This is a genomic window from Bradyrhizobium sp. USDA 3240, from assembly GCF_054063295.1.
The window spans coordinates 7998826-8024763 of sequence record NZ_JBSSGD010000002.1; the positions used below are offsets into that span (position 1 = coordinate 7998826).

28 protein-coding genes are annotated in these 25938 nt (G+C 64.7%); 17 read left to right on the plus strand and 11 right to left on the minus strand.

The features are described 5' to 3' along the window. Nucleotides 1-92 precede the first annotated feature (92 nt). Entirely contained in the window at nt 93-437 is a 345-nt protein-coding gene (locus ACVIGA_RS38095; protein WP_456670081.1) for a hypothetical protein, read from the minus strand. A gap of 266 nt (nt 438-703) precedes the next feature. On the opposite strand from ACVIGA_RS38095, the gene ACVIGA_RS38100 reads away from it, so the two are divergent. After that, complete coding sequence (locus ACVIGA_RS38100; protein WP_375780425.1) at nt 704-1531, plus strand: SDR family NAD(P)-dependent oxidoreductase; 828 nt, start codon at nt 704-706, stop codon at nt 1529-1531. On the opposite strand, the gene pdxR is transcribed toward ACVIGA_RS38100, so the two are convergent. Then, nucleotides 1509-2963 carry a MocR-like pyridoxine biosynthesis transcription factor PdxR gene (gene pdxR, locus ACVIGA_RS38105; RefSeq protein ID WP_456670082.1) on the minus strand — a complete coding sequence of 485 codons (1455 nt, stop codon included), beginning with the start codon at nt 2961-2963 and terminating at the stop codon, nt 1509-1511. The two genes, ACVIGA_RS38100 and pdxR, sit on opposite strands and share 23 nt — an antisense overlap. Nucleotides 2964-3051: 88 nt before the next feature. Here pdxR and ACVIGA_RS38110 point away from each other — a divergent pair, with 88 nt between their 5' ends. Together ACVIGA_RS38110 and ACVIGA_RS38115 are read left to right on the plus strand one after the other, a co-directional pair. Further along, nucleotides 3052-3459, plus strand: coding sequence for a cupin domain-containing protein (locus ACVIGA_RS38110; protein WP_456670083.1), 408 nt, complete (start codon nt 3052-3054; stop codon nt 3457-3459). Continuing rightward, entirely contained in the window at nt 3456-3923 is a 468-nt protein-coding gene (locus tag ACVIGA_RS38115; RefSeq protein ID WP_456670084.1) for a carboxymuconolactone decarboxylase family protein, read from the plus strand. The genes ACVIGA_RS38110 and ACVIGA_RS38115 overlap by 4 nt, the downstream gene beginning before the upstream one ends. A 30-nt stretch (nt 3924-3953) precedes the next feature. Here ACVIGA_RS38115 and ACVIGA_RS38120 read toward each other — a convergent pair whose 3' ends face one another. The 5 genes from ACVIGA_RS38120 to ACVIGA_RS38140 form a co-directional block, all read right to left on the minus strand. Further along, nucleotides 3954-4871 carry a DMT family transporter gene (locus ACVIGA_RS38120; RefSeq protein ID WP_456670085.1) on the minus strand — a complete coding sequence of 306 codons (918 nt, stop codon included), beginning with the start codon at nt 4869-4871 and terminating at the stop codon, nt 3954-3956. A gap of 127 nt (nt 4872-4998) precedes the next feature. Then, on the minus strand, nt 4999-5604 hold the full coding sequence (locus tag ACVIGA_RS38125) for a GrpB family protein (protein ID WP_456670086.1): 606 nt from the start codon (nt 5602-5604) through the stop codon (nt 4999-5001). After that, a complete protein-coding gene (locus tag ACVIGA_RS38130) occupies nt 5605-6201 on the minus strand; it encodes a DUF2889 domain-containing protein (RefSeq protein WP_456670087.1) in 597 nt (198 codons plus the stop codon). It abuts the gene before it with no gap. Nucleotides 6202-6391: 190 nt separating this feature from the next. Next, the gene (locus tag ACVIGA_RS38135) at nt 6392-7948 is read right to left on the minus strand and encodes a long-chain-fatty-acid--CoA ligase (RefSeq protein ID WP_456670088.1); all 1557 of its coding nucleotides are present in this window, start codon (nt 7946-7948) and stop codon (nt 6392-6394) included. Next, nucleotides 7878-8795: a TetR/AcrR family transcriptional regulator gene (locus ACVIGA_RS38140; protein ID WP_456670089.1), complete on the minus strand. Its 918-nt coding sequence runs from the start codon at nt 8793-8795 to the stop codon at nt 7878-7880. The genes ACVIGA_RS38135 and ACVIGA_RS38140 overlap by 71 nt, the downstream gene beginning before the upstream one ends. Here ACVIGA_RS38140 and ACVIGA_RS38145 point away from each other — a divergent pair. The 7 genes from ACVIGA_RS38145 to ACVIGA_RS38175 all read left to right on the plus strand — a co-directional run bounded on the left by ACVIGA_RS38145 (nt 8782) and on the right by ACVIGA_RS38175 (nt 16425). After that, nucleotides 8782-9966 carry a lipid-transfer protein gene (locus tag ACVIGA_RS38145; protein WP_456670090.1) on the plus strand — a complete coding sequence of 395 codons (1185 nt, stop codon included), beginning with the start codon at nt 8782-8784 and terminating at the stop codon, nt 9964-9966. The genes ACVIGA_RS38140 and ACVIGA_RS38145 overlap by 14 nt on opposite strands. A gap of 8 nt (nt 9967-9974) precedes the next feature. After that, on the plus strand, nt 9975-10406 hold the full coding sequence (locus ACVIGA_RS38150; protein ID WP_456670091.1) for a MaoC family dehydratase N-terminal domain-containing protein: 432 nt from the start codon (nt 9975-9977) through the stop codon (nt 10404-10406). Next, nucleotides 10403-10810, plus strand: a complete 408-nt coding sequence (locus tag ACVIGA_RS38155; RefSeq protein ID WP_456670092.1) for a MaoC family dehydratase — start codon at nt 10403-10405, stop codon at nt 10808-10810. Before ACVIGA_RS38150 ends, ACVIGA_RS38155 begins: the two co-directional genes overlap by 4 nt. Before the next feature lie 215 nt (nt 10811-11025). Then, nucleotides 11026-11853 (plus strand): SDR family NAD(P)-dependent oxidoreductase, encoded by an 828-nt coding sequence (locus ACVIGA_RS38160; protein WP_456670093.1) that lies wholly within the window; start codon nt 11026-11028, stop codon nt 11851-11853. Nucleotides 11854-12037: 184 nt separating this feature from the next. Continuing rightward, entirely contained in the window at nt 12038-13183 is a 1146-nt protein-coding gene (locus tag ACVIGA_RS38165; protein ID WP_456670094.1) for an acyl-CoA dehydrogenase family protein, read from the plus strand. A 306-nt stretch (nt 13184-13489) separates the two neighbouring features. Continuing rightward, nucleotides 13490-15154, plus strand: a complete 1665-nt coding sequence (locus ACVIGA_RS38170; protein ID WP_456670095.1) for a thiamine pyrophosphate-binding protein — start codon at nt 13490-13492, stop codon at nt 15152-15154. Next, nucleotides 15154-16425, plus strand: a complete 1272-nt coding sequence (locus ACVIGA_RS38175; RefSeq protein WP_456670096.1) for an NAD(P)/FAD-dependent oxidoreductase — start codon at nt 15154-15156, stop codon at nt 16423-16425. Before ACVIGA_RS38170 ends, ACVIGA_RS38175 begins: the two co-directional genes overlap by 1 nt. Before the next feature lie 9 nt (nt 16426-16434). On the opposite strand, the gene ACVIGA_RS38180 is transcribed toward ACVIGA_RS38175, so the two are convergent. Then, entirely contained in the window at nt 16435-16668 is a 234-nt protein-coding gene (locus tag ACVIGA_RS38180; protein ID WP_456670097.1) for a hypothetical protein, read from the minus strand. 8 nt (nt 16669-16676) lie between these two features. Continuing rightward, nucleotides 16677-17123 carry a hypothetical protein gene (locus ACVIGA_RS38185; RefSeq protein ID WP_456670098.1) on the minus strand — a complete coding sequence of 149 codons (447 nt, stop codon included), beginning with the start codon at nt 17121-17123 and terminating at the stop codon, nt 16677-16679. Between the two features lie 29 nt (nt 17124-17152). Here ACVIGA_RS38185 and ACVIGA_RS38190 point away from each other — a divergent pair, with 29 nt between their 5' ends. The 5 genes from ACVIGA_RS38190 to ACVIGA_RS38210 are packed head-to-tail and all read left to right on the plus strand — an operon-like array spanning nt 17153 to nt 21787. Then, nucleotides 17153-17368 (plus strand): hypothetical protein, encoded by a 216-nt coding sequence (locus ACVIGA_RS38190; RefSeq protein WP_456670099.1) that lies wholly within the window; start codon nt 17153-17155, stop codon nt 17366-17368. Continuing rightward, nucleotides 17355-19064 (plus strand): circadian clock protein KaiC, encoded by a 1710-nt coding sequence (kaiC, locus tag ACVIGA_RS38195; protein ID WP_456670100.1) that lies wholly within the window; start codon nt 17355-17357, stop codon nt 19062-19064. Before ACVIGA_RS38190 ends, kaiC begins: the two co-directional genes overlap by 14 nt. Continuing rightward, on the plus strand, nt 19061-19381 hold the full coding sequence (locus ACVIGA_RS38200) for a circadian clock KaiB family protein (RefSeq protein ID WP_456670101.1): 321 nt from the start codon (nt 19061-19063) through the stop codon (nt 19379-19381). The genes kaiC and ACVIGA_RS38200 overlap by 4 nt, the downstream gene beginning before the upstream one ends. Beyond that, nucleotides 19378-19686 (plus strand): circadian clock KaiB family protein, encoded by a 309-nt coding sequence (locus ACVIGA_RS38205; protein WP_223973248.1) that lies wholly within the window; start codon nt 19378-19380, stop codon nt 19684-19686. The genes ACVIGA_RS38200 and ACVIGA_RS38205 overlap by 4 nt, the downstream gene beginning before the upstream one ends. A 7-nt stretch (nt 19687-19693) precedes the next feature. Next, entirely contained in the window at nt 19694-21787 is a 2094-nt protein-coding gene (locus ACVIGA_RS38210) for a response regulator (RefSeq protein WP_456670102.1), read from the plus strand. A gap of 123 nt (nt 21788-21910) precedes the next feature. Here ACVIGA_RS38210 and ACVIGA_RS38215 read toward each other — a convergent pair whose 3' ends face one another. Beyond that, entirely contained in the window at nt 21911-22096 is a 186-nt protein-coding gene (locus ACVIGA_RS38215; protein WP_456671020.1) for a hypothetical protein, read from the minus strand. 887 nt (nt 22097-22983) lie between these two features. Beyond that, entirely contained in the window at nt 22984-23964 is a 981-nt protein-coding gene (locus tag ACVIGA_RS38220; protein WP_456670103.1) for an NADPH:quinone oxidoreductase family protein, read from the minus strand. A gap of 273 nt (nt 23965-24237) precedes the next feature. Between ACVIGA_RS38220 and ACVIGA_RS38225 the strand changes: the two genes are divergently transcribed. Together ACVIGA_RS38225 and ACVIGA_RS38230 are read left to right on the plus strand one after the other, a co-directional pair. Continuing rightward, on the plus strand, nt 24238-25011 hold the full coding sequence (locus ACVIGA_RS38225) for a motility protein A (protein WP_223973228.1): 774 nt from the start codon (nt 24238-24240) through the stop codon (nt 25009-25011). Between the two features lie 28 nt (nt 25012-25039). Continuing rightward, complete coding sequence (locus ACVIGA_RS38230; protein WP_375780444.1) at nt 25040-25870, plus strand: flagellar motor protein MotB; 831 nt, start codon at nt 25040-25042, stop codon at nt 25868-25870. Nucleotides 25871-25938 lie beyond the last annotated feature (68 nt).

The following is a 25938-nucleotide window of genomic DNA, read 5'->3' on the forward strand; positions in this document are numbered from 1 at the left end:
GCGATGAAATCAGATTGGATTGTCATCGCGCCTTGTTCTTATTTGAGCATGATCTTTTCGGAAAACCGCTTCACACTTTTCCGGATCATGCTCTATGCCGGACGCAGCGCCGCCTGTTCCTCGAAGAACAGCGCCGCCTGATCCGGCTCGCCGAGGATCGCCGCCGCACATCCCATGAAGGTGAATGCTCCGGCAAAATCCCACAGCGTGAGGTTCGCCACGCTTGCACGCATGTGGATCACGCGCGCCGCAAGCGCGGCTATGGCTGCCTCTGCGAACAACACCAGGCTGAGCGCGGGCAGCACGAGTGCGGGCTCAACCAGACCAACGGTCAGGATGATCGGCAGCGCGGTCAGCACCGCGAATGACAGCAGCATGCCGAACGGCTCCAGCGAGGGAGCTTTCCGGGAGAACCTGTCTGGAATGGTCGAGGACATTCCGATTCTTGCCGACCCTTGCCGATCCTGGCCTTGTCGTTCATCCTGACGATATCAGAATGCATTCACATTGACGCGCGGCGCGGCGCCGCGCGACCGCAGGCCGCGCGACAGACTGCGCATCTGGTGGCCGTGGAAGAGGGCTGTGAGCGGGCCATTTCGGCGCCGTTTTGGGGGTGATCGCGTCGCGGCATGCCATGGCAATGTTCGGCTAGCGCATTTATCTTTGCTGGCAGCGCTGGGAGAACGACCGAAGGGCGATGTCCATGAATATGGCAGGCAAGACCGTGCTGATCACCGGTTCCACCGATGGCGTCGGCCGCTACGTGGCGATGAAGCTGGCATCTGCCGGCGCCCGGGTCCTGATCCACGGCCGCGATACCAAGCGGGCGCAGACCCTCGCCGACGAGATCAAGCGGGTCTCCGGCCGCGAGCCGATGTTCTATCAGGCCGATCTGTCCTCGCTCGCCGAGGTCCGCGAGTTCGCCCAGCTGGTGCTCGACGATCAGGAGCGCCTTGATGTGCTGGTTTGCAACGCCGGCATCGGCTCGCAGAACGAAGGGCCGGCACGGCAGACCAGCAAGGACGGCCACGAGCTGCGCTTCGCGGTGAACTATCTCGCCGGCTTCCTGCTCGCGCATCTCTTGCTGCCGCGGCTGAAGGCGAGCAAGCCGGCGCGCATCGTCAATGTCGCATCGCTCGGCCAGCACCCGATCGATTTCGGCGATGTGATGATCACCAAGAACTACAGTGGCGCCCGCGCCTATGCGCAGAGCAAGCTGTCGCAGATCATGTTCACCATCGACCTCGCCGCCGAGCTCGAAGGCAGCGGGGTGACCGTCAATTCGCTGCATCCGGCGACCTACATGAACACCACGATGGTGCGCGCCAGCGGCGCGACGCCGATCTCGACCGTCGAGCAGGGCGGCGACGCCATCCTGCGTCTGGTTCAGGACGACGACGTCGCGGGCAAGAGCGGGCTGTTCTTCGACGGCAAGCGCGAGGCCCGCGCCCATGCCCAGGCCTATGACGCCGAGGCGCGCAAACGGCTCAAGGCGTTGAGCCTTGCGCTCACCGGGCTGCGGATTTCCTGACGCGGCGCGACGCAGACGCGCCCTGAGTGCGACCTTCGGCGCGGATCGCTTCGAACAGGCGCTTGCAGGCGGCCTGAATCCCGCGATCGGGCACGGTTGCGATGCCGAGCAGCAAACCGGGCTGCGCGCGTTTCGGTGCGAGATACCAGGGCGAGAGCGGGGCGGGCGCCAGCCCATGCGCCAGCACCTGCCGCGCAATCGCGATATCGTCGGCGTTGTCGGGCAGCGCCAGCATGACCGCGAGGCCGGCAACCCGCACATCGTTGCTCCACGGTCGCAGCGCAGCCGTTAGCGCGTCGCGGCGCTCGCCATGGGTCCGCTTGGTGCGCCGGAGATGGCGGATGTAGTGGCCGTCGCGCATGAACTCCGCGGTGGAAAGCTGCACGGCTGGTCCCGGAGCAGGGGCAAGGCATGTCGCGACATCGGCGAACTGCGCCGCCAATTGTTCGGGCGCAACCAGGAATCCAAGCCGCAGCGTCGGCGAGATGGTCTTGCTGAAGGAGCCGAGATGGATCACGCGGCCGGCACGGTCGAGCGAGGCAAGCGCGGGCGCGGCGCGGCCATCGAGCTGCAACTCGCCGAGATAGTCGTCCTCGATGATCCAGGCGCCGGTTTGCGCGGCCCAGTCGAGCAGTTGCGCGCGACGCTTGGCTGACAGCGTCGGTCCGAGCGGCGCCTGCTGTCCCGGCGTCACGACCGCGAGCGCCGCGTCGGGCGCGTGCTTGAGGCCGTGGTCGACATCGAGGCCGTCGCCGTCGACAGGGATCGGGACCAACTCCAGCCGGGCGAGCTCGAGCCCCTTTCGGGTCAATGGAAATCCCGGGTCTTCCATCCATGCCCGGCGGCCTTCGAGGCCGAGCACGCGCAACGTGAGGCCCAGTCCGCCGCTGAAGCCAGAAGTGATGACGATCTGTGCGGGCGAGCATTCAAGCCCGCGCGCGATCGCGAGGTGCGCCGCGATCTCCCGCCGCAGTTCGAGCTCGCCGCGTGGATCGATGGTGCGGGTCACCGCGCTCAATTCCGCCCGAACGGCGCGGGCGCGGATTCGCGCCAGCAACTTCGCAGGGAGCGCGTCCTGTGCGGGGACGCCCATCCGGAAGTGTCCCTGACCGCTCAGGTCATGAAACATCTCCACGACCGATCCGGGAGCGATCGGCGCATCGGGTTTTACAATCTTCCGCGGCCGCCTGGCGACGGTGGTGCCGTTCGCCTTCGACGACACGATGTGCTGGGCATCCGACAGCTTGTCGTAGGCCGCGCGCACGGTGCCCCGCGCAACGCCGAGCTGCGCGGCGAGATCGAGCCATGACGGCAACCGGGCGCCCGGCACCAACACGCCATTGTCGATCGCCGCCGCAATCGCCTTGCGGATCTGCTCGGAGAGCGGCGTCCTTGCCGAGCGGTCGAGCGCGATGGGAAGCGGGTTGGGCATGGCCCGTGGTACACCAATTCGGTCCATTCTTGGTGCTTCTTTTCAGGCCCGCGCGTCCGCATTTTTACGACAGCAATGGAGGCACCTGATGAAGATCCTATGGACGACGCTGCTGGCCTGCGCCGCGCTTGCAACCCCCGCTGTGGCGCAATCGGTGACGCCGAAATTCGAGCATGCCATCACCAACATTCCCGGCAAGTCGCTGATCGCGGTCGAGGTCAACTTCCCGCCGGGTGAGCCCTCGGAGCCGCACCATCATGCCAAGTCGGCATTTCTCTACGTGTACGTGCTGCAGGGCGCGATCGAGAGCCAGCTGGAGGGCGAGGCCGCGCACATCTATCGGGCCGGGGACAGCTTCTTCGAGCCGCCCGGCGCCCATCACGTGCTTGGGCGAAACGCCAGCGCGACCGAGCCGGCGAAGATCCTCGCCGTGTTTGTCGTCGACAGCAACGACAAGGCGCTGACCGTCTTCGACAAGGAAGGACACAAGCCGTGAGCATGCGTATCGATTACAACAAGGTCGCGCCCGCGGGCATCAAGGCGCTCGGCGGCGTCTACGGCTACCTCACGCAATGCGGCCTCCCGGCTGCGCTGATCGAGCTCGTCTACCTGCGCATCTCGCAGATCAACGGCTGCGCCTATTGCCTCGACATGCATACGCGCAGCTTGCAGAAAATGGGCGTTGCGATCGAGAAGCTGGCGCTGCTGCAGGCCTGGCGCGAGGCGGAGGTGCTGTTCGACGCCGAGGAGCGTGCGGCGCTGGCCTGGGCCGAAACCGTCACGCGCGTGGCGGAGACCGCGATCCCGGATGACGTGTATGAAGCGGCGCGCGCCGTGTTCAACGAGAAGCAACTGGTCGACCTGACCATCGCGATCGGCCTGATGAACACCTACAACCGGATCGCAATCGGCTTCCGCAACCCGCCGCAGGCCGTGCACGAGCATTCCGCGGCGGCGTGATCTCTTAGGGTGAGTTAGCCACCCGACGGACTAGCTCTGACGTTGCGCGAGGTAGAACCCAGCCAATACGGTGACCAATCCGGCCGCCTGCAGTGTCGTCGGCGGCTCGCCGATCAGCAGCCATCCCAGCAGCAAGGTCAGCACCGGCACGGTCGCGGGAAATACGGCGGCGCGGGCCACGCCGAGGCGCTGGATCGACAGCGCGAACAGATACATGGCTGCGGGCCCGGCCAGGATGCCCTGGGCGACGGCTTGCAGCGCATTCTCGTGCAGGCCGATCGCCGCATCGCGGGCGAGCCCGCCCGAGGCGGCATACAGCGGAAATAGCGAGAGCGACAGCACGCTGATGACGGTCGCCACCGAGAGCGCAGACACGCGCCAATAGCGCACCAGCGTGGCGAAGCCCGCAAACATCAATCCGGTCGTGACGAAGATCAAATCGCCCATCACGGCGCTCAATCCCATGTGGCCGATCGACTCGCTGCCGATGACGGCAAGGCCGACAACGATGACGATTGCGCCGGCGACCCGCGAGAGTGAGATCTGTTCCTTCAGCAGGACGACCGCGAGAAACAGTCCGCCCAGGGTCGCGCAGGAAGGCTGGATCACGCTGCCGTGCCCGAGGGGCACGAACACGAAGCCGGCATAGCTGATCAGCGACATCACCGGCCCGCCCAGCATCATCAGCGCCATGCCGCGGCCCCATCCGATGCCGCAGAGGTCTTTCAGGCCGGCGCGCACAACGAGCGGGATGAACACGATGCCCGACCACAGGAAGCGATGCATCAAGAGGTCCACAGGCGTGAACCCGACTTTCAGGCCGTGCCGGGTCGCCACGAAGCCGAGAGCCCAGCACAGCGCCGCGCCAAGACCGCATGCGACCCCGAGCAGAATGGCTTTTTTGTCAGGAAGGGCTGCCGGCTTGGCGCCGGCCTTGTGTTCGTTCATGCCCGGACGAGTACGTTAGCTCCCAGGATGGATCAACCCATCGCGACGCAGGGCTGGTTGGCGCAGCAGCCAATTGCGAGGGTCTTGTTCGGTAAGGAACGTGCAGGCTTGCCAAGGTCCGCTTGTGCTATCGGGCTCGTGCCGCTGCGCGCCACGCACGCGCCTTGGCTGTGGTCTCCTCGACGAAAGCATCCTTGCCGGTCCGATAGGCTTCGATGTCGTCTTGTGAGGCGGCGGCGAGGGCCCGCTTGATGTCGGCGTAGGCGCGGGCCGACTCACCGTGAGCGCGCAGATAATCGCGAAACACCAGGCGCGCTTCCCAATTCGGATGCGACGGCTCCATCATGTGCAGATGGTGGGTCCACGGACCCGGCGGCCCCTTGCGGAAGAACAACTCGCCGGGGATCCACGATGCATATTCAGGTATGTAGGTATAGCCGAGCGCCTCCAGCGGCTTGATGCAGTGTTGCTCGGCCTCTTCGAGGCTTCGCACGCCAACCAGCAGGTCGATGATGGGCTTCGACGGCAGGCCTGGAACGGCCGTGCTCCCGACATGCTCGATGGCCAATGCGAACGCGCCGAGAGCCTGCTCGATCCGCGTGCGCTCCTGCGCGAACAAGGCGGGCCAGTTGGGATCATAATCCGACACGACAATCGACCCGGCGCCGTATTTCTCCACGTTCACCCCCTGATGCTTCTCACAGAGTATCCGTGGGCTGCGCTGGGGCGTCACTCACGAACCCTGCTTCAACTCGACAGGCTTCTTCGCGAACTGCGGAAAAGTCTCGGCCACGACGGGTCCATCCAGCCGCCACGAATAGCAGCCGCCGACGAAGAACGGTGGCTCAGTGACGCCCTGCTGGTGATCGAGCGCGCCGCGGCCCTGCGGGTCCTTGCCGGAGGTCGCGGTCTGGAACAGCGTCGTCACCGCGGGGCCCAGCAACTCGGCGAGATGGGTGCAGGTCTCGAGCTTGCCGATCTTGTGGCGGACCAGATCGCGCCAGCCCTTGCCGATGCGTTCGCCGACCAGGCGCTGCAGAATGCCTTCGACGTCGATGCAGGACGGGTAGGGCGTCGAGGCCATCGTGGTGCCGGTCTCGCGGATCGTGAAGCTGTCGTCGACCGCGAGCCGCAGCCTGATGTCGTGCACGGGATCCTCGGGCTGCTGCAGGCCGCGATGCTTGTCCTGCCGCGCATAGGGCTTGGTGTCGACCAGCCGCGCCTCGACCTCCCACAGCCCGTCGTCACGGAGATAGCCGAGACATTCGACGGAGCGGCGGTGCATCAGGCGGCGGGGTTTGCCGTCGGCGTTGGTATCAGGTGCGGACATCGGAACTCGCTGGATTGAATCTCAGATTGATCCAATCGGTCGTGTGCTCCGATGTCAACGTCCGCGGCTGAATGGCGTCATGAGGACCCTGTCATTCCGGGGCGATGCGGAGCATCGAGCCGGAATCTCGAGATTCCGGGTTCATGCTTCGCATGCCCCGGAATGACGAGAACTAGGTCGGAGCAGCGCATCAGCTGACGCGCCGCTCGCGGTTTTCCCAATACGGTTCGCGCAGCTCGCGCTTGAGGATCTTGCCGGCGCCGGAGAGCGGCAGCGGAGTTGCCGTGATGTCGACGCTGCGCGGGCATTTGTAGCCGGCGATCAGCGCCTTGCAGTGCTCCATCAGCTCGTCCGGCGTGGCGCTGGCGCCGGTCTTCATCACCACGACGGCGTGGACCTGCTCGCCCCAACGCTCGCTCGGGATGCCGATCACGGCGCATTGCGCCACCGCCGGATGCTGGGCCAGCGCATTCTCGACCTCGGCCGAATAGACGTTCTCGCCGCCGGAGATGATCATGTCCTTGACGCGGTCGACCACGTAGACGAAGCCGTCGTCGTCCATGTAGCCGCCGTCGCCGGTGTGCATCCAGCCGTCGATCACGGCGCGCGCGGTTTCCTCGGGCCGCTCCCAATAGCCCATCATGACCATATCGCCGCGCACCGCGATCTCGCCGACGGTGCCCAAAGGCACGACCTTGTCGTCGGCATCGACGATCTTGACCTCGGCGCCAAGCGTGGCGCGGCCGGCGCCGCGGTGCCGACCCTTGGCGCGGCCGTCGCCGATATGCTCCTTCCAGTGCAGCAGCGTCGCGATCGGCGACAGCTCCGTCATGCCATAGGCCTGGGTGAACTCGACATGCGGCAGCGCCTTCATGGCGCGCATCATCACGGCGTCGCTGATCACGGAGGCGCCGTAGGAGATCCGCTTCAGCGACGAGAGGTCGTAGTTGCCGAGCGTCGGGTGATCGACGAACATCTGGATCATGGTCGGAACCAGCAGCACGTCGGTGATGCGCTCCTTCTGCACGGCGCTTGCGACGCCGTCGGGCGTAAAGCCCTGGATCACGACATTGGAGCCGCCGGACAGCAGCACCGAATACATCGCCGCGCCATTGGCGAGGTGGAACATCGGCGCGGCGTGCAGATAGATCGAGGTGCCCGGCCACAGGCCTTCGCCGAGCGCGTTCAGCGCATTGGCCATCAGATTGCCATGGCTCAGCATCACGCCCTTGGAGCGGCCGGTGGTGCCGCCGGTGTAGAAGATGCCGGCGAGGTCGTCGCGGGTGCGCATCGCGTCCGGAATGGGCTCACTGCGCGCGATCAGTGTCTCGTAGTTCTCCATGCCCGCCGGCGTCTCGCCTTCGTCGGCATAGACCAGCTTGAGGCCCGGGATGGCCTTGGCGAGCGTCGCGCCGACCGGCGCAAACGCCTTGTCGACGAACAGGATCGTGGCGCGGCAATCGCGCAGCGCGTCCTCGTTCTCAATCGGCGACCAGCGGATGTTGAGCGGCACGATCACGGCGCCGGCCCAGCCGACGGCCAGATAGAGTTCGAGATAGCGGTCGGAGTTCAGCGACAGGATTGCGACGCGGTCGCCGTTATCGGCGCCAAGCGAGCGGATCGCGGCGGCGAGGCGGGCGACGCGAGTACCGACCTCGCGCCAGTTGCGCCGCTGCTCACCGCAGACGACCGCGAGCCCGTTTGGATTGACCTGCAGCGCCCGCCGCAGCCCGTGTGTGATGTTCACTCCCGTCCTCCCTTGATGCGTTTCCCACGTTTCCCTTGCGAGGCGGTTTGCCCGCCTTCTCTGCAGCCGGAACGGCTGCTTTGCGCGTTGATGTCGTTCGCGTTGTTGTTTTGGCGATGCCGTCGGTGAGGCGGATCGCGAATTCCTCGGCGACGGCGCGTCCGGTCAGCTCGCCGCCGGGTTGGAACCAGTGTCCGATCCAGTTCAGCGAGCCGGCGATGGCGAACGCCGCGAGCTTCGGGTCGCAGGGTTTCACCGAACCGTCCGCGATGCCAGTGGCGATATAGTCGCGGAAGGCACGGTCGATCCGCCGCTTCGCGGTCTGCACGGTCTTGCGGTTGTGCTCGCTCAGATCGCGGAGATCGAAGCGGACCAGGCTCTTGCCGTAGTCCGTCGTCATCAGCTCGGCGTAACGGATGGTGAGCTTGCGCAGCTTGTCGAGGCCGCTGCCGGCGCCGGCCGAGGTCTCGGCAATGCATTCGTCGACCAGCTCGTGGCCGATCGACCAGCACTCGAACAGGATCTCGTCCTTGCCGCGGAAGTAATTGTAGAGCGCCGGCTTGGTGATGTTCAGCCGCTTGGCGACGTCGTTCAGCGTGGCGCGGTGATAACCCTGTTCGAGGAACAGCTGCACGGCGGCGCGCAGCACGGCTTCGCGCTTCTCGTCGCGGGCGCGGCGCCGGCTCTCGAACGGCAGCCAGGGCGACTCGGTACTGGAAGGGGGGAAGCGGGCGTCCATCGCGTGGCTGTTGTCGCATTGACTCCGGAAGGGTGCCCGTATATTACCCATGGGTAATAAATAGTCCAGTGGGTAATTTCCGGGAGGATCCGCGATGACGTCACGCACCTATGTTGCCGGGGTCGGCATGATCCCGTTCGTCAAGCCCGGCGCCAATGCGCCGTATCATGTGATGGGCGCCGAGGCCGCCAAGCTCGCGCTCACTGACGCCGGGCTCGATTACGGCCGTGTGCAGCAGGCCTATGTCGGCTACGTCTATGGCGACTCCACCTGCGGCCAGCGCGCGCTTTATCCGGTCGGCATGACCGGCATCCCGATCGTCAACGTCAACAACAACTGCTCGACCGGCTCCACCGCGCTGTTCCTGGCGCGGCAGGCAATTGAATCGGGCGCCGCCGATTGCGTGATGGCCCTCGGCTTCGAGCAGATGAAGCCCGGCGCGTTGGGCGCCGTGTTCACCGATCGCCCCAGCGCGTTCGACGATTTCGACGCTGCCGCCGACAAGCTCGTCGATGCGCCCGGCGTGCCGCTGGCGCTGCGCTATTTCGGCGGTGCAGGCCTCAGTCACATGAAGAAATACGGCACGCCGCTCAGTGCTTTTGCCAAAGTGCGCGCCAAGGCGAGCCGTCACGCCAAGAACAACCCGCTGGCGCTGTTCCGCAAGGAAGTCACCGCCGACGACGTCATGAACGACCAGGTGATCTGGCCCGGCGTGATGACGCGGCTGATGGCGTGCCCGCCGACCTGCGGCGGCGCCGCCGCGATCCTGGTCTCGGAGAAATTCGCCGACCAGCACGGCCTCAACAAGAGCGTCCGCATCGCCGCGCAGGCGATGACGACCGACACGCCCTCGACCTTCGGTGCCTCCGACATGATGCAGGTGGTCGGCTACGACATGGCGCGCGATGCCGCGAGCAAGGTCTATGAAGCCGCCGGCATCGGGCCTGCGGATCTCGACGTCGTCGAGCTGCATGACTGCTTCGCCCACAACGAGCTGATCACCTATGAGGGGCTCGGCCTGTGCGGCGAGGGCGAGGCCGCGAAATTCATCGATGACGGCGACAACTCCTATGGCGGCAGGATCGTCACCAATCCGTCCGGTGGGCTGCTGTCCAAGGGCCATCCGCTTGGCGCCACCGGGCTTGCGCAGTGCTACGAGCTGACGCGGCAGCTGCGCGGTACGGCCGCTGCGACGCAAGTGGAGGGCGCGCGGCTCGGGCTGCAGCACAATCTCGGCCTCGGCGGCGCCTGCGTCGTGACGCTCTACGAACGCGCCTGAGGCAGCCCATGGTCGATCAATCCGCTGTCGGGCGTACGTTTACGCCGGTGACCGCGCGCGTCGAGCCGGGGCGTCTGCGCTTCTTCCTCGACACGCTCGGCGAGACCAATGCGGTCTATCGCGATGGGGCAGCGGCACCGGTGCCGCCGACCTATTTGTTTTGTCTGGAGATGATGGATGCGCCTGATGCGTTCGAGTTCCTGACCGCGCTCGGCATCGATCTCGCCCGCGTGCTGCATGGCGAGCAGCGCTTCGACTATCACGCCCCCGTTGTCGTCGGCGACACCCTGACCTTCCGGCCGCGCGTCACCAGCGTGACCGAGAAGAAGGGCGGGGCGATGACGCTGATCGTGGTCGAGACCGCGGTCACCGACCAGGCCGGCGTGCATGTCGCCGATACCTCGCGCACCATCGTGGTGCGCAATGCGAGGCCGTCATGAGCAGCAGCATCCCGTCGGTCGGCGACCGCATCGTCCACAAGGAATTCCCGCCGATCACCCGGCATCGCCTCGCGCTGTATTGCGGGGCCTCCGGCGATCACAATCCGATCCATGTCGATATCGACTTCGCCAAGCAAGCCGGCTTTCCGGACGTGTTCGCGCACGGAATGCTGGTCATGGGCTATCTCGGCCAGGCGCTGACGGACGCGGTCAGCCCGTCGCGCATCCGCTCGTTCTCGACCCGCTTTGCCGCGATCACCCAGCTCGGCGCCGCGTTGACCTGCGAGGGCACGGTGACCGAGCTGATCGAGCAGGGCGGCGAGAAGCGGGCAAAACTCACGCTGACGACGAAGGACCAGAACGGCGAGATCAAGCTCGCGGGGGAAGCAGTTATCGCGCTGTAGCGGGGTGACGAACTGTCGCCACGAAGAAACTGCGCTCCCTCGCCCCGCTCTTGCGGGGAGAGGGTTGGGGTGAGGGGCTGCTTCCGCGAGCTCTGCTCTCGGCGAGACCTTTACCCCCTCACCCGGAACGCATCTGACGATGTGTTCCGACCTCTCCCCGCAGGCGGGGCGAGGTGAAGCGGAACGCAACGAGAGAAGTCTTCGAGGGAGAAACCATGTCGAAACTGCAAGGCAAAGTCGCGCTCGTCTCCGGATCGGGCCGCGGCATCGGGCGCGCGATTGCGCTGAAGCTCGCGCGCGAGGGCGCGAAGGTCGTGGTCAACGATCTCGACGCGGAGCCGGGTAACGCCGTCGTCGCCGAGATCAAGGCCATGGGCGGCGAGGCGATCGCGGTCAATGGCAGCGTCGTCGAGACAGGCTTTGCAGATCGCTTCGTCGGTGCGGCCATCGAAACATTCGGCGGCCTCGACATCATCGTCAACAATGCCGGCTACACCTGGGACTCGACGATCCAGAAGATGTCGGACGAGCAGTTCCAGGCGATGCTCGACGTGCATCTGGTCGCCCCGTTCCGCATCCTGCGCGCGGCATCCGAGCCGATCCGGGTGATGGCGAAGAAGGAGGCCGAGGCCGGCCGCGAGGTGTTCCGCAAGGTCGTGAACATCTCCTCGATCGCGGGCCTCTACGGCAATGCCGGGCAGGCGAGCTATTCTTCCGCAAAGGCCTCGCTGATCGGGCTGACGCGCACGATGTGCAAGGAGTGGGGCCGCTACAAGGTCAACGTCAATTGCGTGGCGTTCGGCCTGATCAACACCCGCCTGACCCAGCCGATCGAGAGCCAGCAGAAGACCATCGACGTCGCCGCTCGCGACATCAAGGTCGGCGTCCAGCCGCAGATGCTGGAGGCGATGGGCCGGATGATCCCGCTCGGCCGCGGCGGCACGCCGGAAGAGGCGGCGGACGCGGTCTATCTGTTCTGCGCTCCGGAATCGAACTACATCAGTGGTCAGGTGATCGTCGCCGGCGGCGGTTTGATCGTCTAGTCTGGTTGCGTCACAACGCGTCGTGGTGCCTCCCCGTCATTGCGAGGAGCGATAGCGACGAAGCAATCCATCCTTCCGCACAAGCGGTAAGATGGATTGCTTCGCTTCGCTCGCAATGACGGGGATAGGTCCTGGTTGTCGGCACAAGCCGTTTATGACGCATAGAACTAACAAAGAGGGAATGATGCACTACCGATCGTCCTGGATGACCGAGGAGCTGGACACCTTCCGTGACCAGTTCCGCAAATTCCTCGCCAAGGATTTGGCGCCGCACGCCGAGAAATGGCGCGAGCAGAAGCTGGTCGACCGCTCCGCCTGGCGCGCGCTCGGCGAGATGGGCGCGCTGCTGCCGAGCGTGCCGGAGGCCTATGGCGGCCTGGGCGCCAGCTTCGCCTATGACGCCGCCGTGCTCGATGACCTCGAGAGCACGGTCCCGGAGCTGACCACCGGCGTTTCCGTGCACAGCGCGATCGTCGCGCACTACATCGTCAACTATGGCTCGGAGGAGCAAAAGCGGCGGTGGCTGCCGAAGATGGCGTCGGGCGAGATGGTCGGCGCCATCGCGATGACCGAGCCCGGCACCGGCTCCGACCTGCAGGCGGTCAAGACCACGGCGAAAAAGCAGGGCAATTCCTACGTCATCAACGGCCAGAAGACTTTCATTACCAATGGCCAGGCCGCCGATCTCGTCGTCGTCGTGGCGCGCACCGGAGCACCAGGCGCGAAAGGCATCTCGCTGATCGTCGTGGAGACCGCAGGCGCCGAGGGCTACCGGCGCGGCCGCAACCTCGACAAGATCGGCCTGCATGCGTCCGACACCTCGGAGCTGTTCTTCGACAATGTCACGGTGCCGCCGGAAAACCTGCTCGGCAATGAGGAGGGCAACGGCTTCGTCCAGCTGATGCAGCAATTGCCGCAGGAGCGGCTGTCGCTTGCGATCGGGGCGGTCGCCTCGATGGAGCGCGCGGTCAAGATCACCGCCGAATACACCAAGCAGCGCACAGCCTTCGGCAAGCCGCTGATCGAATTCCAGAACACCGCGTTCACGCTCGCCGAGCGCAAGACCGAGGCGATGATCGCCCGCGTGTTCGTCGACTGGTGCGTCGACCGCCTGGTCGCCGGCGATCTCGACACCGTGACGGCGTCGATGGCGAAATGGTGGTGCTCGCAGAAGCAGGTCGAGACCGCCGACGAATGCCTGCAGCTGCATGGCGGCTACGGTTACATGCAGGAATACCCGATCTCGCGCATGTTCATCGATTCCCGCATCCAGAAGATCTATGGCGGCACCAACGAGATCATGAAGGTGCTGATCGCACGCTCGCTGTAAAGGTTCGCCGTCATTCCGGGGCATGCGAAGCATGAACCCGGAATCTCGCGCCGCAACTTCGAGATCCCGGGTTCGATGCTGGCGCATCGCCCCGGAATGACGGAGTCCGTGGATGCGGCGCGGCAACCGCCGGCTCTGCGCAAATAAGTGGCGTCCCGCCGCTGCCCTTTCCCTGCCGCATGGCTCGATGCCGCCGCGGCATCCCGCGGCGAGTTCGGCCTTGCGCCATAATCCCGTCTATCATACCCCCGTCGGATCACGTTCCGCGCGAGCCGCAAGCGCGCGCCAATGCCGCAGGGAGCCCTCATGACCAAAAGCAACGCCCGCACCGGAGGCCAGATCCTGATCGACCAGCTGGTCGCGCAAGGGGTGGAGCGCGTCACCTGCGTGCCGGGCGAGAGCTATCTGGCGGCGCTCGACGCCCTGCATGACAGCCCGGTCGACGTCGTGATCTGCCGCGCCGAGGGTGGTGCTGCGATGATGGCGGAGGCCTATGGCAAGCTCACCGGGCGTCCCGGCATCTGCTTCGTCACCCGCGGCCCGGGCTCGACCAACGCCGCGCACGGCGTGCACATCGCGATGCAGGATTCCACCCCGATGATCCTGTTCGTCGGCCAGGTCGACACCGGCATGCGCGAGCGCGAGGCGTTCCAGGAGCTCGACTACAAGGCGGTGTTCGGCACCATGGCGAAATGGGCGGTGGAGATCGATCGTCCGGACCGCATTCCGGAGCTGGTCGCGCGCGCCTTCCGCGTGGCGCTGCAGGGCCGCCCCGGTCCGGTGGTGATCTCGCTGCCGGAGAACATGCTGACTGAGACCGCAGCGGTCGCCGACGCGCCGAAGGTCGAGCCTGCGCAGAGCTGGCCGGCGCCGTCGGATCTCGAACGCCTCGGCAGCATGCTCGCCGGTGCCAAGGCACCGATCGTGGTGCTCGGTGGCTCGGCCTGGACCGCAGAGGCCGCCAACGGCATTGCGCGCTTTGCCGAACGCTTCGACCTGCCGGTCGCGACCTCGTTCCGCCGCGCCTCGCTGTTCGACGCCGACCATTCGCATTATGCCGGCGATCTCGGCATCGGCCCGAGCCCGAAGCTCAGGGATCGCTTCACCGGCGCTGACGTCATTCTCCTGATCGGCGGCCGCATGTCGGAAATGCCGTCGTCGTCCTACACGCTGCTCGACATTCCCACACCGAGCCAGCAGCTCATTCACGTGCATCCGGGCTCCGAAGAGCTCGGCCGCGTCTACCAGCCCGCTCTGGCGATCCAGGCGACGCCCACAGCCTTCGCTGCCGCGGTCGAGAGCATGAAGCCCGCAGCCGCGCCCGCCTGGAAGGGCGAGGCGGCCAAGGCGCACGCGGATTATCTGGCCTGGACCGACAAGCCGCGCGAGCTGCCGGGCTATTTCCAGTACGGCGAGGTCGTGACCTGGCTGCGTGACCGGCTGCCGAAGGATGCGATCGTCTGCAACGGCGCCGGCAATTACGCCGGCTGGATTCATCGACACCACCGCTTCCACGCTTTCGCCGCCCAGCTCGCGCCGACCTCGGGCTCGATGGGCTACGGCGTACCGGCGGCCGTGATGGCCAAGCGGCAGCATCCGGATCGCGTCGTCGTCGCGTTCGCGGGCGACGGCTGCTTCCTGATGAACGGGCAGGAGTTCGCCACCGCTGTGCAGTATGACGCGCCGCTGATCGTCGTCGTCATCGACAACGCGCAATACGGCACCATCCGGATGCATCAGGAGCGCGACTATCCCGGCCGCGTCGTCGGCACCCAGCTCAAGAACCCGGACTTCGCGCTCTACGCCAAGGCGTTCGGCGGCCATGGCGAGCGGGTCGAGCGCACCGAAGACTTCGCGCCGGCGTTCGAGCGGGCGCTGGCCTCCGGCAAGCCGGCGATCCTGCACTGCCTGGTCGATCAGCGCGCGCTGTCGGTCGGCAAGGATTTTGTGCCCGAGCAGGCTGCGCAATAATGCCTGACTCCGCCGGCCGTCACGTCGCGATCATCGGCGCCGGCGCGGTCGGCGTGATCAGCGCCATCGAGGCGCTGCGCGCGGGCCATCGTGTCACGCTGATCGATCCGGGCGAGCCCGGCGGCACCCAGGCCGCGAGCTATGGCAATGCCGGCTGGCTGTCGTCGCATTCGGTGATCCCGCCGGCCGAGCCCGGCACCTGGAAGAAGGTGCCGGGCTATCTGATGGACCCGCTCGGGCCGCTTTCGATCCGCTGGTCGTATCTGCCGAAAGCCTTGCCGTGGCTGATCAAGTATCTGCTGTCGAGCCGCATCGAGGCGCAGGTCGAAGCCACCGCGCGGGCGATGCGCGATCTGCTCAAGGACGCGCCGCTGCTGCACCGGCAGCTCGCCGAGGAAGCCGGCGTGGCCGAACTGATCGAGCGGCGCGGGGTGATGCACGTGTTTCCCTCGCGCGATCAGTTCGACCGCGACCTCGGCTGGCGCATTCGGAAGCGCGTCGGCATCGAATGGCTGGAGCTCGATGAAGACGAGATGCGCCAGCGCGAGCCCGATCTGCATCCGCGCTACAAGTTCGGCGTCGTGGTCGAGGAGGCCGGCCGCTGCCGCGATCCCGGCGCCTACGTCGCAGCGCTCGCCGCGCACGCGATCGCGAGCGGCGCCGAACGCATAGCCGCCAAGGCGATAGGACTCAAGCTTGCGGGCGACAGGCTGGTCGCCGTGGTCACCGAGCGTGGCGAGATCGCCTGCGACGCCGCGGTGGTCGCCGCCGGCGCACGCTCGAAGCAGCTGACCGCATCGATCGGCGATCCGTTGCCGCTCGAGACCGAGCGCGGCTACCACGTCATGATCGAGAATCCGGAATCCGGGCCGCGCAATTCGATGATGGCCTCGGATGCCAAGATGGTGGTCAACTGGACCGACAAGGGCCTGCGTGCCGCCGGCACGGTGGAGATCGCGGGGCTCGACGCCGCGCCGAACTGGAAGCGCGGCGAGATCCTGCGCGAGCATCTCTTCAGCATGTTCCCGAAGCTGCCGAGGGACATTCCACCCTCACGGATCAAGACATGGTTCGGCCATCGCCCGAGCATGCCCGACGGGCGGCCCTGCATCGGCCTTAGCCGCGTCTCGCGCGACGTGGTCTATGCGTTCGGCCACGGCCATGTCGGGCTGGTCGGCTCGGCCCGCACCGGCCGGCTGGTCGCGCAATTGCTCAGCGGCAAGGTGCCGGAGATCCCGCTTGCGCCATTCGCGCCGTCACGCTTTTTGTAGAAGTGGATTTCAGCTCTCGCCGGCCCAGGCCGCGATCGCAGCCGGCGCGATCACGCGTCTCGGCGTGTGCGGATTGATCGTTCCGGCGCTGACGTCCTGAGTCTGTTCGAGCAGGGTACGCGCAAACACCTTGGCATCCTGTTCGGTCGTGAAGGTGCGGGTCTGGCGCGCGAAGCGGTGGTGTCCGGCGTCAGGGGTTCTGATGGCGAACGAGACGTACCAGGTGGCCTTGTCCATCTTCATCGCGCGTCTCAGGCGACGATGCTTCGCCCGCGCGATCGGGACGTGGTGCTGGATGTTCGATATGCAAAATGTGCCAAGGGAAGAATCCTGAAATACAACAGATGCCGCCAAATTACCTCCCGGTGAACAATCAACACCACGGGACCGGCACGTGCCGATGATAGCGGGATGTTACCGTTCAACCAAGGGGTGAAATAAGAATGCGCCGCTCCAGTATTGGTTCCTGCGCGAGCAGCATGCCGCGTTTTTCGAGCCGTGGAGCTTGCGAGTGCGCGGGCCGTGCGGGCGGTGTTCGATCGCATCGTATAGCGCGCATCGCGGATCGATGCGCTGATCAGTGGAATCCCTGCGGTGCTGCGCTCGGCTGATGCGCCGCCGGACAGCTTCGGATTGGTTCCTAATTTCCGGAGAAATATCGCAGGCGCGCCCGTATTGCTTCTGAAATACGTGAGCAATACCTTTTCGTCAGCGAAAGCGCGAAGCCATGAAGCAGGCCATCACCGTTCGGATCGATCCTGATTTACTGGCTATCGCGCGTGCGTGCGCGAAGCAGGAAAATCGAACTTTGACCAATTTTCTTGAGACAGCCTTGAAGGAGCGCATTGGTTCGTCCGATACGTCGCAGTTGCCCAAGCATCAATTTGCGAGCCGCAAGAGTGGCCGCGCCGGTTCAAAAAGGTCTTTGAATGGCAAATCGTAAATCTCCGGTCCTCGCCGCGGGACCATCGGTTCAACTTCCAAAAACTCGGACGGGCATCGGCGGCTTGGATGATCTGACACTCGGTGGCCTGCCGACCGGTCGGCCGACGCTGCTATGCGGCTCGGCCGGATGCGGAAAGACTCTCTTTGGAATGACGTTTCTCGTCAACGGCGCGACCAGGTTCGACGAGACCGGCGTGTTTATGAGTTTCGAAGAGCGTGAGCAGGATTTAGCCACGAACGTGAATTCGCTCGGCTTCGACGTCGAGGAATTGATTTCCAGCAAGAAGCTGGTCATCGACTACGTCCGGATAGAGCGCGCCGAGATTGAGGAAAGCGGTGAGTACGATCTGGAGGGCCTTTTCGTCCGGCTCGGGCACGCGATCGATACGATCGGGGCAAAACGGGTCGTTCTCGACACGATCGAAGCCCTCTTCTCGGGGCTCGCCGATACTGCGATCCTTCGTGCGGAGCTTCGGCGCCTGTTCGGCTGGCTCAAGGACAAAGGCGTTACCGCCATCATCACGGCGGAACGCGGTGATGGCCAGCTCACCCGCTTCGGCATCGAAGAGTACGTTTCGGACTGCGTCATCCTTCTCGACAACCGCGTTCAGGAGCAGGTGGTCACTCGCCGCCTGCGCGTCGTCAAATACCGGGGCTCGGCCCACGGGACCAACGAATATCCCTTCCTGATCGACGACGAAGGAATCAGCGTCCTGCCGATCACGTCGGCGGGCCTCGGTCATTCCATCTCGGATGAGGCCGTTCCCACCGGCGTCAAGGATTTAGACGCCATGCTGGGAAGAGGCGGCTATTACAAAGGGTCGAGTGTGCTGATCTCCGGATTGGCGGGAACGGGCAAATCGACTTTCGGGGCGGCCTTCGCCGATGCCTCATGTGGCCGCGGCGAACGCAGCCTCTATTTCGCCTTCGAGGAATCTCCCGATCAGGTCGTCAGGAACATGAGATCCGTCGGGATCGACCTGAAGAAGCACCTCGATTCCGGTCTGCTCCGGTTCGAAGCGGCACGACCGAGCCTCTTCGGATTCGAGATGCATCTGGCCCGCATGAACCGCGACATCGAGAAATTCAAGCCCGCCACCATAGTCGTCGATCCGATATCTGCGTTTCGGGGACCCGCGATGGAAATCCATGCGACGCTCGTCCGGCTGGCCGACATTTGCAAGACCAGGGGGATTACGGCCGTGTTCACCAGCTTGTCGGCTATCGACGATCTGATGAACGAGAGCGAGCGAAGCGTGTCTTCGCTCATGGACACGTGGATCTCGTTGCGGGACGTCGAAGCGGACGGTGAGCGCAATCGCACCCTGTACTTGCTCAAGTCGCGCGGCATGAGCCACTCGAAGCAGATCCGCGAGTACGAGATCAAAGACGACGGTATCCATCTCACAGCGCCTTATCTCGGTCCGGAAGGCGTCTTGACCGGTGCAGCCAGGATGGCGCAGGAGGCGCGCGAGCGCGAGGCCGATCGCGAACGCAGCGAGCAGACCGAGCAACGTCAGCGCGTATTGACGCGCAAGCGGGAGGCGTTGGAGCGCCAGATCGCGGAAATGCGGGCAGAGCTCGAGGCCGAAGCGGAAGAGGTTTCAAAGGTCATTGCGCATCAGGGCGTCCGGAGCGCATCGGCGGCGTCGGATCGCGCCGCAATGGCGCAGAAGCGCGGAGGAAACCGATGATGGATTCGAACGGCGCCCCCGACGATATCGCCGAGTTCAATTTGCGGCTCTACGTGGCAGGCCAGACGCCAAAATCGCTGGCGGCGATCGCGAACCTCCAGAAGATATGCGAGGAAAACCTCGCCGGCCGGTACAAGATCGAGGTGATCGATCTCGTCGTGTCGCCGCAACTGGCCGCTGGTGACCAGATCGTCGCGATACCGACGCTCGTCCGGCGGCTTCCGCCGCCGCTCAAGCGCATGATCGGCGACCTTTCGAACTCCGAGAAGGTGATCGTCGGGTTGGATCTGCGGCCGATAGGAAAGAGCCGGACATGACCTCTGCAAACCACCCGGATGGCAGATACAAGCTGCGCCTTTTCGTGACGGGCTCTACGCCGCGTTCCGCCCGGGCCATCGCCAACATGCGCAGGATATGCGAGGAGAACCTTCACGGCCGGTACGATCTCGAAGTCGTCGACGTGTACGAGAACCCCGACTCGACCCGCGAACTGCAGATCATCGCGACTCCCACGCTCGTCAAGATCTTGCCCGAGCCGCTGCGCCGGATCATCGGGGATCTGTCCGACAATGAAAAAGTCCTTGCGGGATTGAACTTGACGCCCGTGAAGCCGGGCAGCTGACTATCCGATGACGGAACGCGCCGCCAACGACACGGAGTACGAATCGCTAACCGGAGAGGAACTGATCTCGCGCCTCCGGGAAGCGGAGGAGACCCTGGAGGCCATCCGCACCGGAGCGGTGGATGCCGTCGTGATCGCCGGCTCGCAAGGGCAGCAGGTCTACACGCTCGAAAATGCCGATCGTCCATATCGGGTTCTCGTCGAGCAGATGCAGGAAGGAGCCATCACGCTTTCCGAAAGAGGGACTATCCTGTACTGCAACGAACGTTTCGCGACGCTCGTCGCCAGCCCACACGACAGCATCATAGGCCAACCACTCACCAGATACGTTAGTGTCGACGAGGGGAGGGTCTTGTCGAACATGATCGCGACCGGCGCCGGCCCGGGAGTTTCCGGAGAGTTCGGGATCGTGAATTGTCTCGGTCACGAAGTGCCCGTCAACATCTCCCTGATCGATCTGAAGGTGGACGAGGCAATGCCGAGACTGGTTTGCGGCATTGTGACGGACCTGACGTCCAGCCGCATGCGGACCCGCGAATTGAGCGCCGCAAACGAGAAGCTCGCCAACGAGATCATCGAACGGCGCAAGACCGAAGAGAATCTCCAGCTGACGCTCGACGCCGCGGAAATGGGAATATGGGAGCTCGATCTTTCCGACAATCGGATGAGATGTTCGCTGCGGCACGACCGGATTTTCGGCAACGCGACGAGTCCCGCTCCCTTCGACCTGGCGGCATTGGCGGATCGCTTCGTTCCGGAAGATCGACACAAGGTTCGCGAGGCGTTTGAAACAGCGCGCGCGAGCGGCGCGGTCGAGTTCGAGCACCGGATTCGTCGGGCCAGCGACAACGCGGTGCGTTGGGTCAACGTGAAGGGTCGAACCTTCTATGACGGCAAACGGCCCGTCCGCATCACAGGGGTGACCGCGGACATCACCCAACGGCGTGAAGTCGACGAGCAGTTGCGGCAGGCCCAGAAAATGGAAGCCGTCGGGCAGTTGACGGGCGGCATCGCGCACGACTTCAACAACCTTTTGATGATCATCGGCGGTAGCCTCGACATGCTAGGCCGCCGCATGTCGGGCGACGAGAGGGTTGTGCGGCTGTTCGAGGCGGCACGGCAGGCCGTGGCTCGCGGGTCGAAACTGAACCAGCAGCTGTTGGCGTTCTCTCGCCGTCAGAATCTGCAAATCGAAGTCGTTCAGATCAATGACCTGATCCCGACCTTCGAACATCTTCTCGACCGGGCGGTCGGTGAGACCGTCAAGACGAAATTCGTCAGGGGCCGGGATCTCTGGGAATGCCGCACCGATCCGCATCAACTCGAAACCGCCATAGTGAACCTTGCCATCAACGCGCGCGATGCGATGCCACAAGGCGGAGAGCTCGTCATCAAGACGGCCAACCGGCGCGTCGACGAAGCGTTCGCGTCCCGATGGGAAGCGGCGGCTGGCGAATACGCGATGATATCTGTCGGGGATACAGGGGTCGGAATGTCGGCGGAGGTGCTCGCGCACGTTTTCGAGCCGTTCTTCACAACAAAGGATGTCGGAAAGGGAACGGGATTGGGGCTGAGTCAGGTCTACGGATTCGCCAAGCAATCCGGGGGATTCGTGGCGGTGACCAGCGCGCCGGGATGCGGGACGGTGATCGAGGTGTTCCTGAGGCGGTCGACGGACTCCGTCCCGATCGTCCGGAAGCCGGCTGAGGCCACGTTGGAGACTGGAACCGGGGTCGTTCTGGTCGTCGAAGACGATGCCGACGTGCGGGCCACGACCAGCGGGATGTTGCAGGACCTCGGCTACTCGGTACTGTCGGCGGCGACTGGTAGCGCCGCGCTTGAGATAATACAGGCGAATGCCGGTCTGGATCTCGTCTTCAGCGATGTCGTTATGCCGGACGGCATGAGCGGTGTAGAATTGGCGCGACGGATCGGTTTCGTGCGGCCCGCGTTGCCGGTGCTGCTTACCTCCGGCTATACGGCTCAACGAGCCATTCCGGAATTGCCTACGGGCGAGCGAGCCCTTCTGAAAAAGCCCTTCAGTCACTCCGACTTGTCGATTGCCATCCGGAAAATCATGGCAAGCGTTTCCGCTACATGAGCGGACATCGATCAGGCATAGCGACGCCGTTTTCGCTCGATCGCCCCATTGTGGCGAGCCTGCAATATCCGCTCTGTCCCGCTGCATGAGGACGAGCGCCCCCCCGGGTCTATGAGCGCGCGCCTAGACGGCTTCGCCCTTGCCGGCCGCGGCAATGGCTTTCTCGACTTCCGCGGCGAGGGCCGCAAGATCCTCAGCGAGCTTGGTGAACAATTCGCGCTTCTGGACGTCCGTGGCCAGGTCGCGGATCAGCGCGCACTCCGCAGCGTCGGTGCGAAGCTTCTCAAGATGCGTCAGCATGTCCTGCACTTTTTTCTCCCCACAGCCGTTTTCGGCAAACGGTAGGTGGCGCGGATTCCGGCGACAATAACGTATGATAGTTTGTCCGCCGGCCCCGGATCCTTGATTTAGGTCATTCGGCTTTTCAGAATTTGACTTGACGACGGACCCAACTCAGATGTTCAATATGCCTGTCTCACCCGGCACGAGGGGCGCTTCGCGGTCGTCACGAACGTGGGTCGAGATGCGGTGGACGCGAATTGCGCAACTGACGAGTGCGCATGAAGCGGACGGTGAAGTCGTGTGGTCCTGACGCCCTAGCGGCAGGTGTCCTCTCGCAAAACGCGAAAGCGCGTTTGCGAAGGCGGTGACAAGCAAGCCCAGTCTCGCCGGGGAGAGCACGAAGTAAGCCGTAACCCATCGCGCAGGGAAAGCCGGGTTGTTTCCGGTTACACCTGTGGTCCTACCCCCCGTGCTTTCTACCTTTTGCACGGGGCCCATGGGTGCGATCGGCACCCGGCTTTCCCTGCGCCCTCTGTTCGCAGAGCGGCAAAACGAAGAGCAAGACTCGGACAATTGATGTCGCGAGAATGCGAAGCTGTGTCCTAATGCACATCTGTCATCACCCGCGCATGCGCATGCGGGCGATCCAGTACGCCCGGCCCCTCGATTCGAGCACAACTGCCTCTGGAATACTGGATCACCCGCATGCGCGGGTGATGACACCGAATAAGGAGTTTGACAGCTGAATCAGAACTATCCCCATCATGCTGAGGTGCGAGCGAAGCGAGCCTCGAAGCCGGACGGCCTCACGGTGGCCGTGCATCCTTCGAGACGCGCTACGCGCTCCTCAGGATGACGGGTCTGGTAGGTTTCGCAGGGACGACAGCGAGGATGAGGTGAGGGCGGTGCCTCTCTCACGACCCGATCCGCACCACCATCTTGCCGAGCGCCGCGCGGGTCTGCATCGTTGTGAACGCCGCGCGGAAATCTTCAAGCTCGAACACCTTGCCGACGACAGGCGTCAGCCGGCCGTCGTTCAGCCATGCCGACAATTGCGTCATCACGCGCGCCTGCGCCTCGGGCTCGCGGCGCGCGATCTGCGCGGCGTCGACGCCGATCAGGAGGCCGCCCTTCAAGAGCGGCAGATTGAACGGCAGAGCGGGGATCTGGCCTGCCGCGAAGCCGACCACGACATGGCGGCCGTTCCAGGCGATCGAGCGGAATGCTTGCAACGAGACCTCGCCGCCGACCGGATCGAAGATCACGTCGGGACCATGGCCGCCGGTTGCGTCCTTCAGCGCATCGCGCCAGTCGGGCTTGGTATAGTCGACGACGGCGTCGGCGCCGAAGCTCGCCGCGAAGCTGCGCTTCTCGTCGGTCGAGGCCGCGGCAATGACGCGCGCGCCGATCAGCTTGCCGACCTGGATCGCAGCGACGCCGGTGCCGCCGGCGGCACCGAGCACGAGCAACTGCTCGCCGGCCTTGAGCGAGCCGCGTTCGGCGAGCGCGTACAGCGCGGTGAGGTAATTGGTGCGGAAGGCGGCGGCGGCCTCCATCGACAGGCCGTTAGGCATGACCTCGACGGCGGCAGGCGGCACCAGGATGTACTCGGCCAGCGCGCCCGAGCGCGCCGCGCCCATCACCCGCATGCCCGGTACAATGCCGGCGACGTCGCTTGCGACCTCGTCGACCACGCCGGCGAATTCCGCACCGGGCGTAAAGGGCAGGGCATCCTTGGTCTGATAGCGGCCCTCGACCTTCAGCCCATCGACGAAGCCGATGCTCGCGGCGTGGACCCGAACGCGGATCTGTCCGGTGGCGGGCCGTGGGACAGCGATCTCCTTCAGCCCGATCCGATCGATGGGTGCGTATTGCTCGACGACGACCGCCTTCATCCTGTCCTGCTCGCTTGTTCGTTTCCTCTCGGCAAAGCTATCCCATGTCCGTTGTTCTACGGGGAGACCTTTTGCGCATGCAGCGACGGCGTCCCATGCGGAAAGCCAACATCTTCAACGGCATCACGAAAAGGCAGCCGTTTACCCGTTGTTATCCCTACCAAATTCGGTAACGCGTCCTTAATGGCATTAACGTTAGGGTTTTTCCACGCGGCCCGCCTCGGGCTGCGCGCCGTCCAGGACAGGCGGGTTGCGTTCGCGTTGGAGTTTTTCATGGATATCATGACAGGCGCCGGGCTGTTGGCCGGCATCATCGTCATCGCGGTGATGATGTTCATGGGCGGCGACCTGCACATGTTCATCTCCGAACATGCCATGATCATCATCTTCGGCGGTTCGATCGCTGCGACGATGATCCGCTTTCCGCTCGGCGTGATGCTGCACGGGCTGCCGCTTGGCGCCAAGTTTGCCTTCACGATGAGCCGGCTGTCGGCCCGCGACCTCGTCGACGAACTCGCCCGCATCGCCGAGATCGCCCGCAAGCAGGGCCCGGTCGGCCTTGAAAAGGTCGAGACCAACGAGCCGTTCCTCGCCAAGGGCATTCGCTACGTCGCCGACGGTTACGACCTCGAATTCATCCGCGACAACCTGGAGCGCGACCGCGACAATTTCCTGATGCACCTCGACGAGGGCAGCAAGATCTATCGCGCGATCGGCGACTGCGCGCCGGCCTTCGGCATGATCGGCACGCTGATCGGCATGGTGCAGATGTTCGCCAACATGACCGACCCTTCCAAGCTCGGCCCGTTCATGGCGACCGCGCTGCTCGCGACCTTGTACGGCGCGCTGGTCGCCAACCTGTTCTGCCTTCCGATCGCGGACAAGCTGCACGGCAAGCTGCTCGACGAGGAGACCAACCGCACGCTGATCATCGACGGCATTCTGATGATCCGCGATTCCAAGAGCCCGGCGCTGGTGCGCGAGATGCTGCTGGCCTACCTGCCGGAAAAGCATCGCCACGAGGAAGGCGAGCCGGTGCCGGCCTGACCGGCCGGCGCTTTCGGGAAACGCAGCGATGGCCAAGAAAAAGCGCGGCGACGCCCATGGTGGAGGTCACGGCTGGTTCGTGACCTTCGCCGACCTGATGGGCCTGATGATGAGCTTCTTCGTGATGCTCGTCGCGTTCTCCACCATGGACAACAACAAGTTGAAGATCGTCGCAGGCTCGATGCGCGACGCCTTCGGCGTGCAGACCAATGTGCGCTATTCCGGCATCGTCGAGTCCGACGGCCTGCCGACCCGGCCGAAGCTGAAGAATGTCGATCACATCTCGCCGGAGGAATCCTCCGCCAATCCGACGCCGGACGAGCAGGAGCGCAGCCAGGTCAACGGCGCGCGGCTGAAAATCGACCGCGAATTCGCGCTCGCCTCCGCCTCGCTGCGCCAGGCGCTGCAGGACATGCCCGAGCTGACCGAGATTTCCAAGAACATCATGTTCGAGGAGACCAAGGAGGGGCTCAACCTCGAGATCGTCGACCAGGACGGCCGCTCGATGTTCGCCGACGGCTCCAGGGAGCCGTATGAGCGCACCCGCCGGCTGATCCAGAAGCTCGCCGCGCCGCTGAAGGCGACGCCGCTGCGGATCGCGATCGTGGGGCATACAGCCGCAGGCTTCGTGCCGGCGCGCAGCGATTACGACGCCTTCGACCTGTCCGCCGACCGCGCCAATGCGGTGCGGCAGATCCTGGAGCGGGAGGGGCTGCCGTCGTCCCACATCTTCGCGGTTTCCGGCAAGGCGGACGGCCAGCCGCTGTTTCCCGACGATCCGACGCTGCCGGCGAACCGTCGCGTGACCATCACGTTGATGCGGGAAAATCCGCCGTTGCCGCCGGATCTGAAGCCGTAGCTCCGGGTTACCCTGCTACCGTCGTCGGCCGGGTTGCTCGGTTGACAGGCGGGGCGGAAGCGTCGATA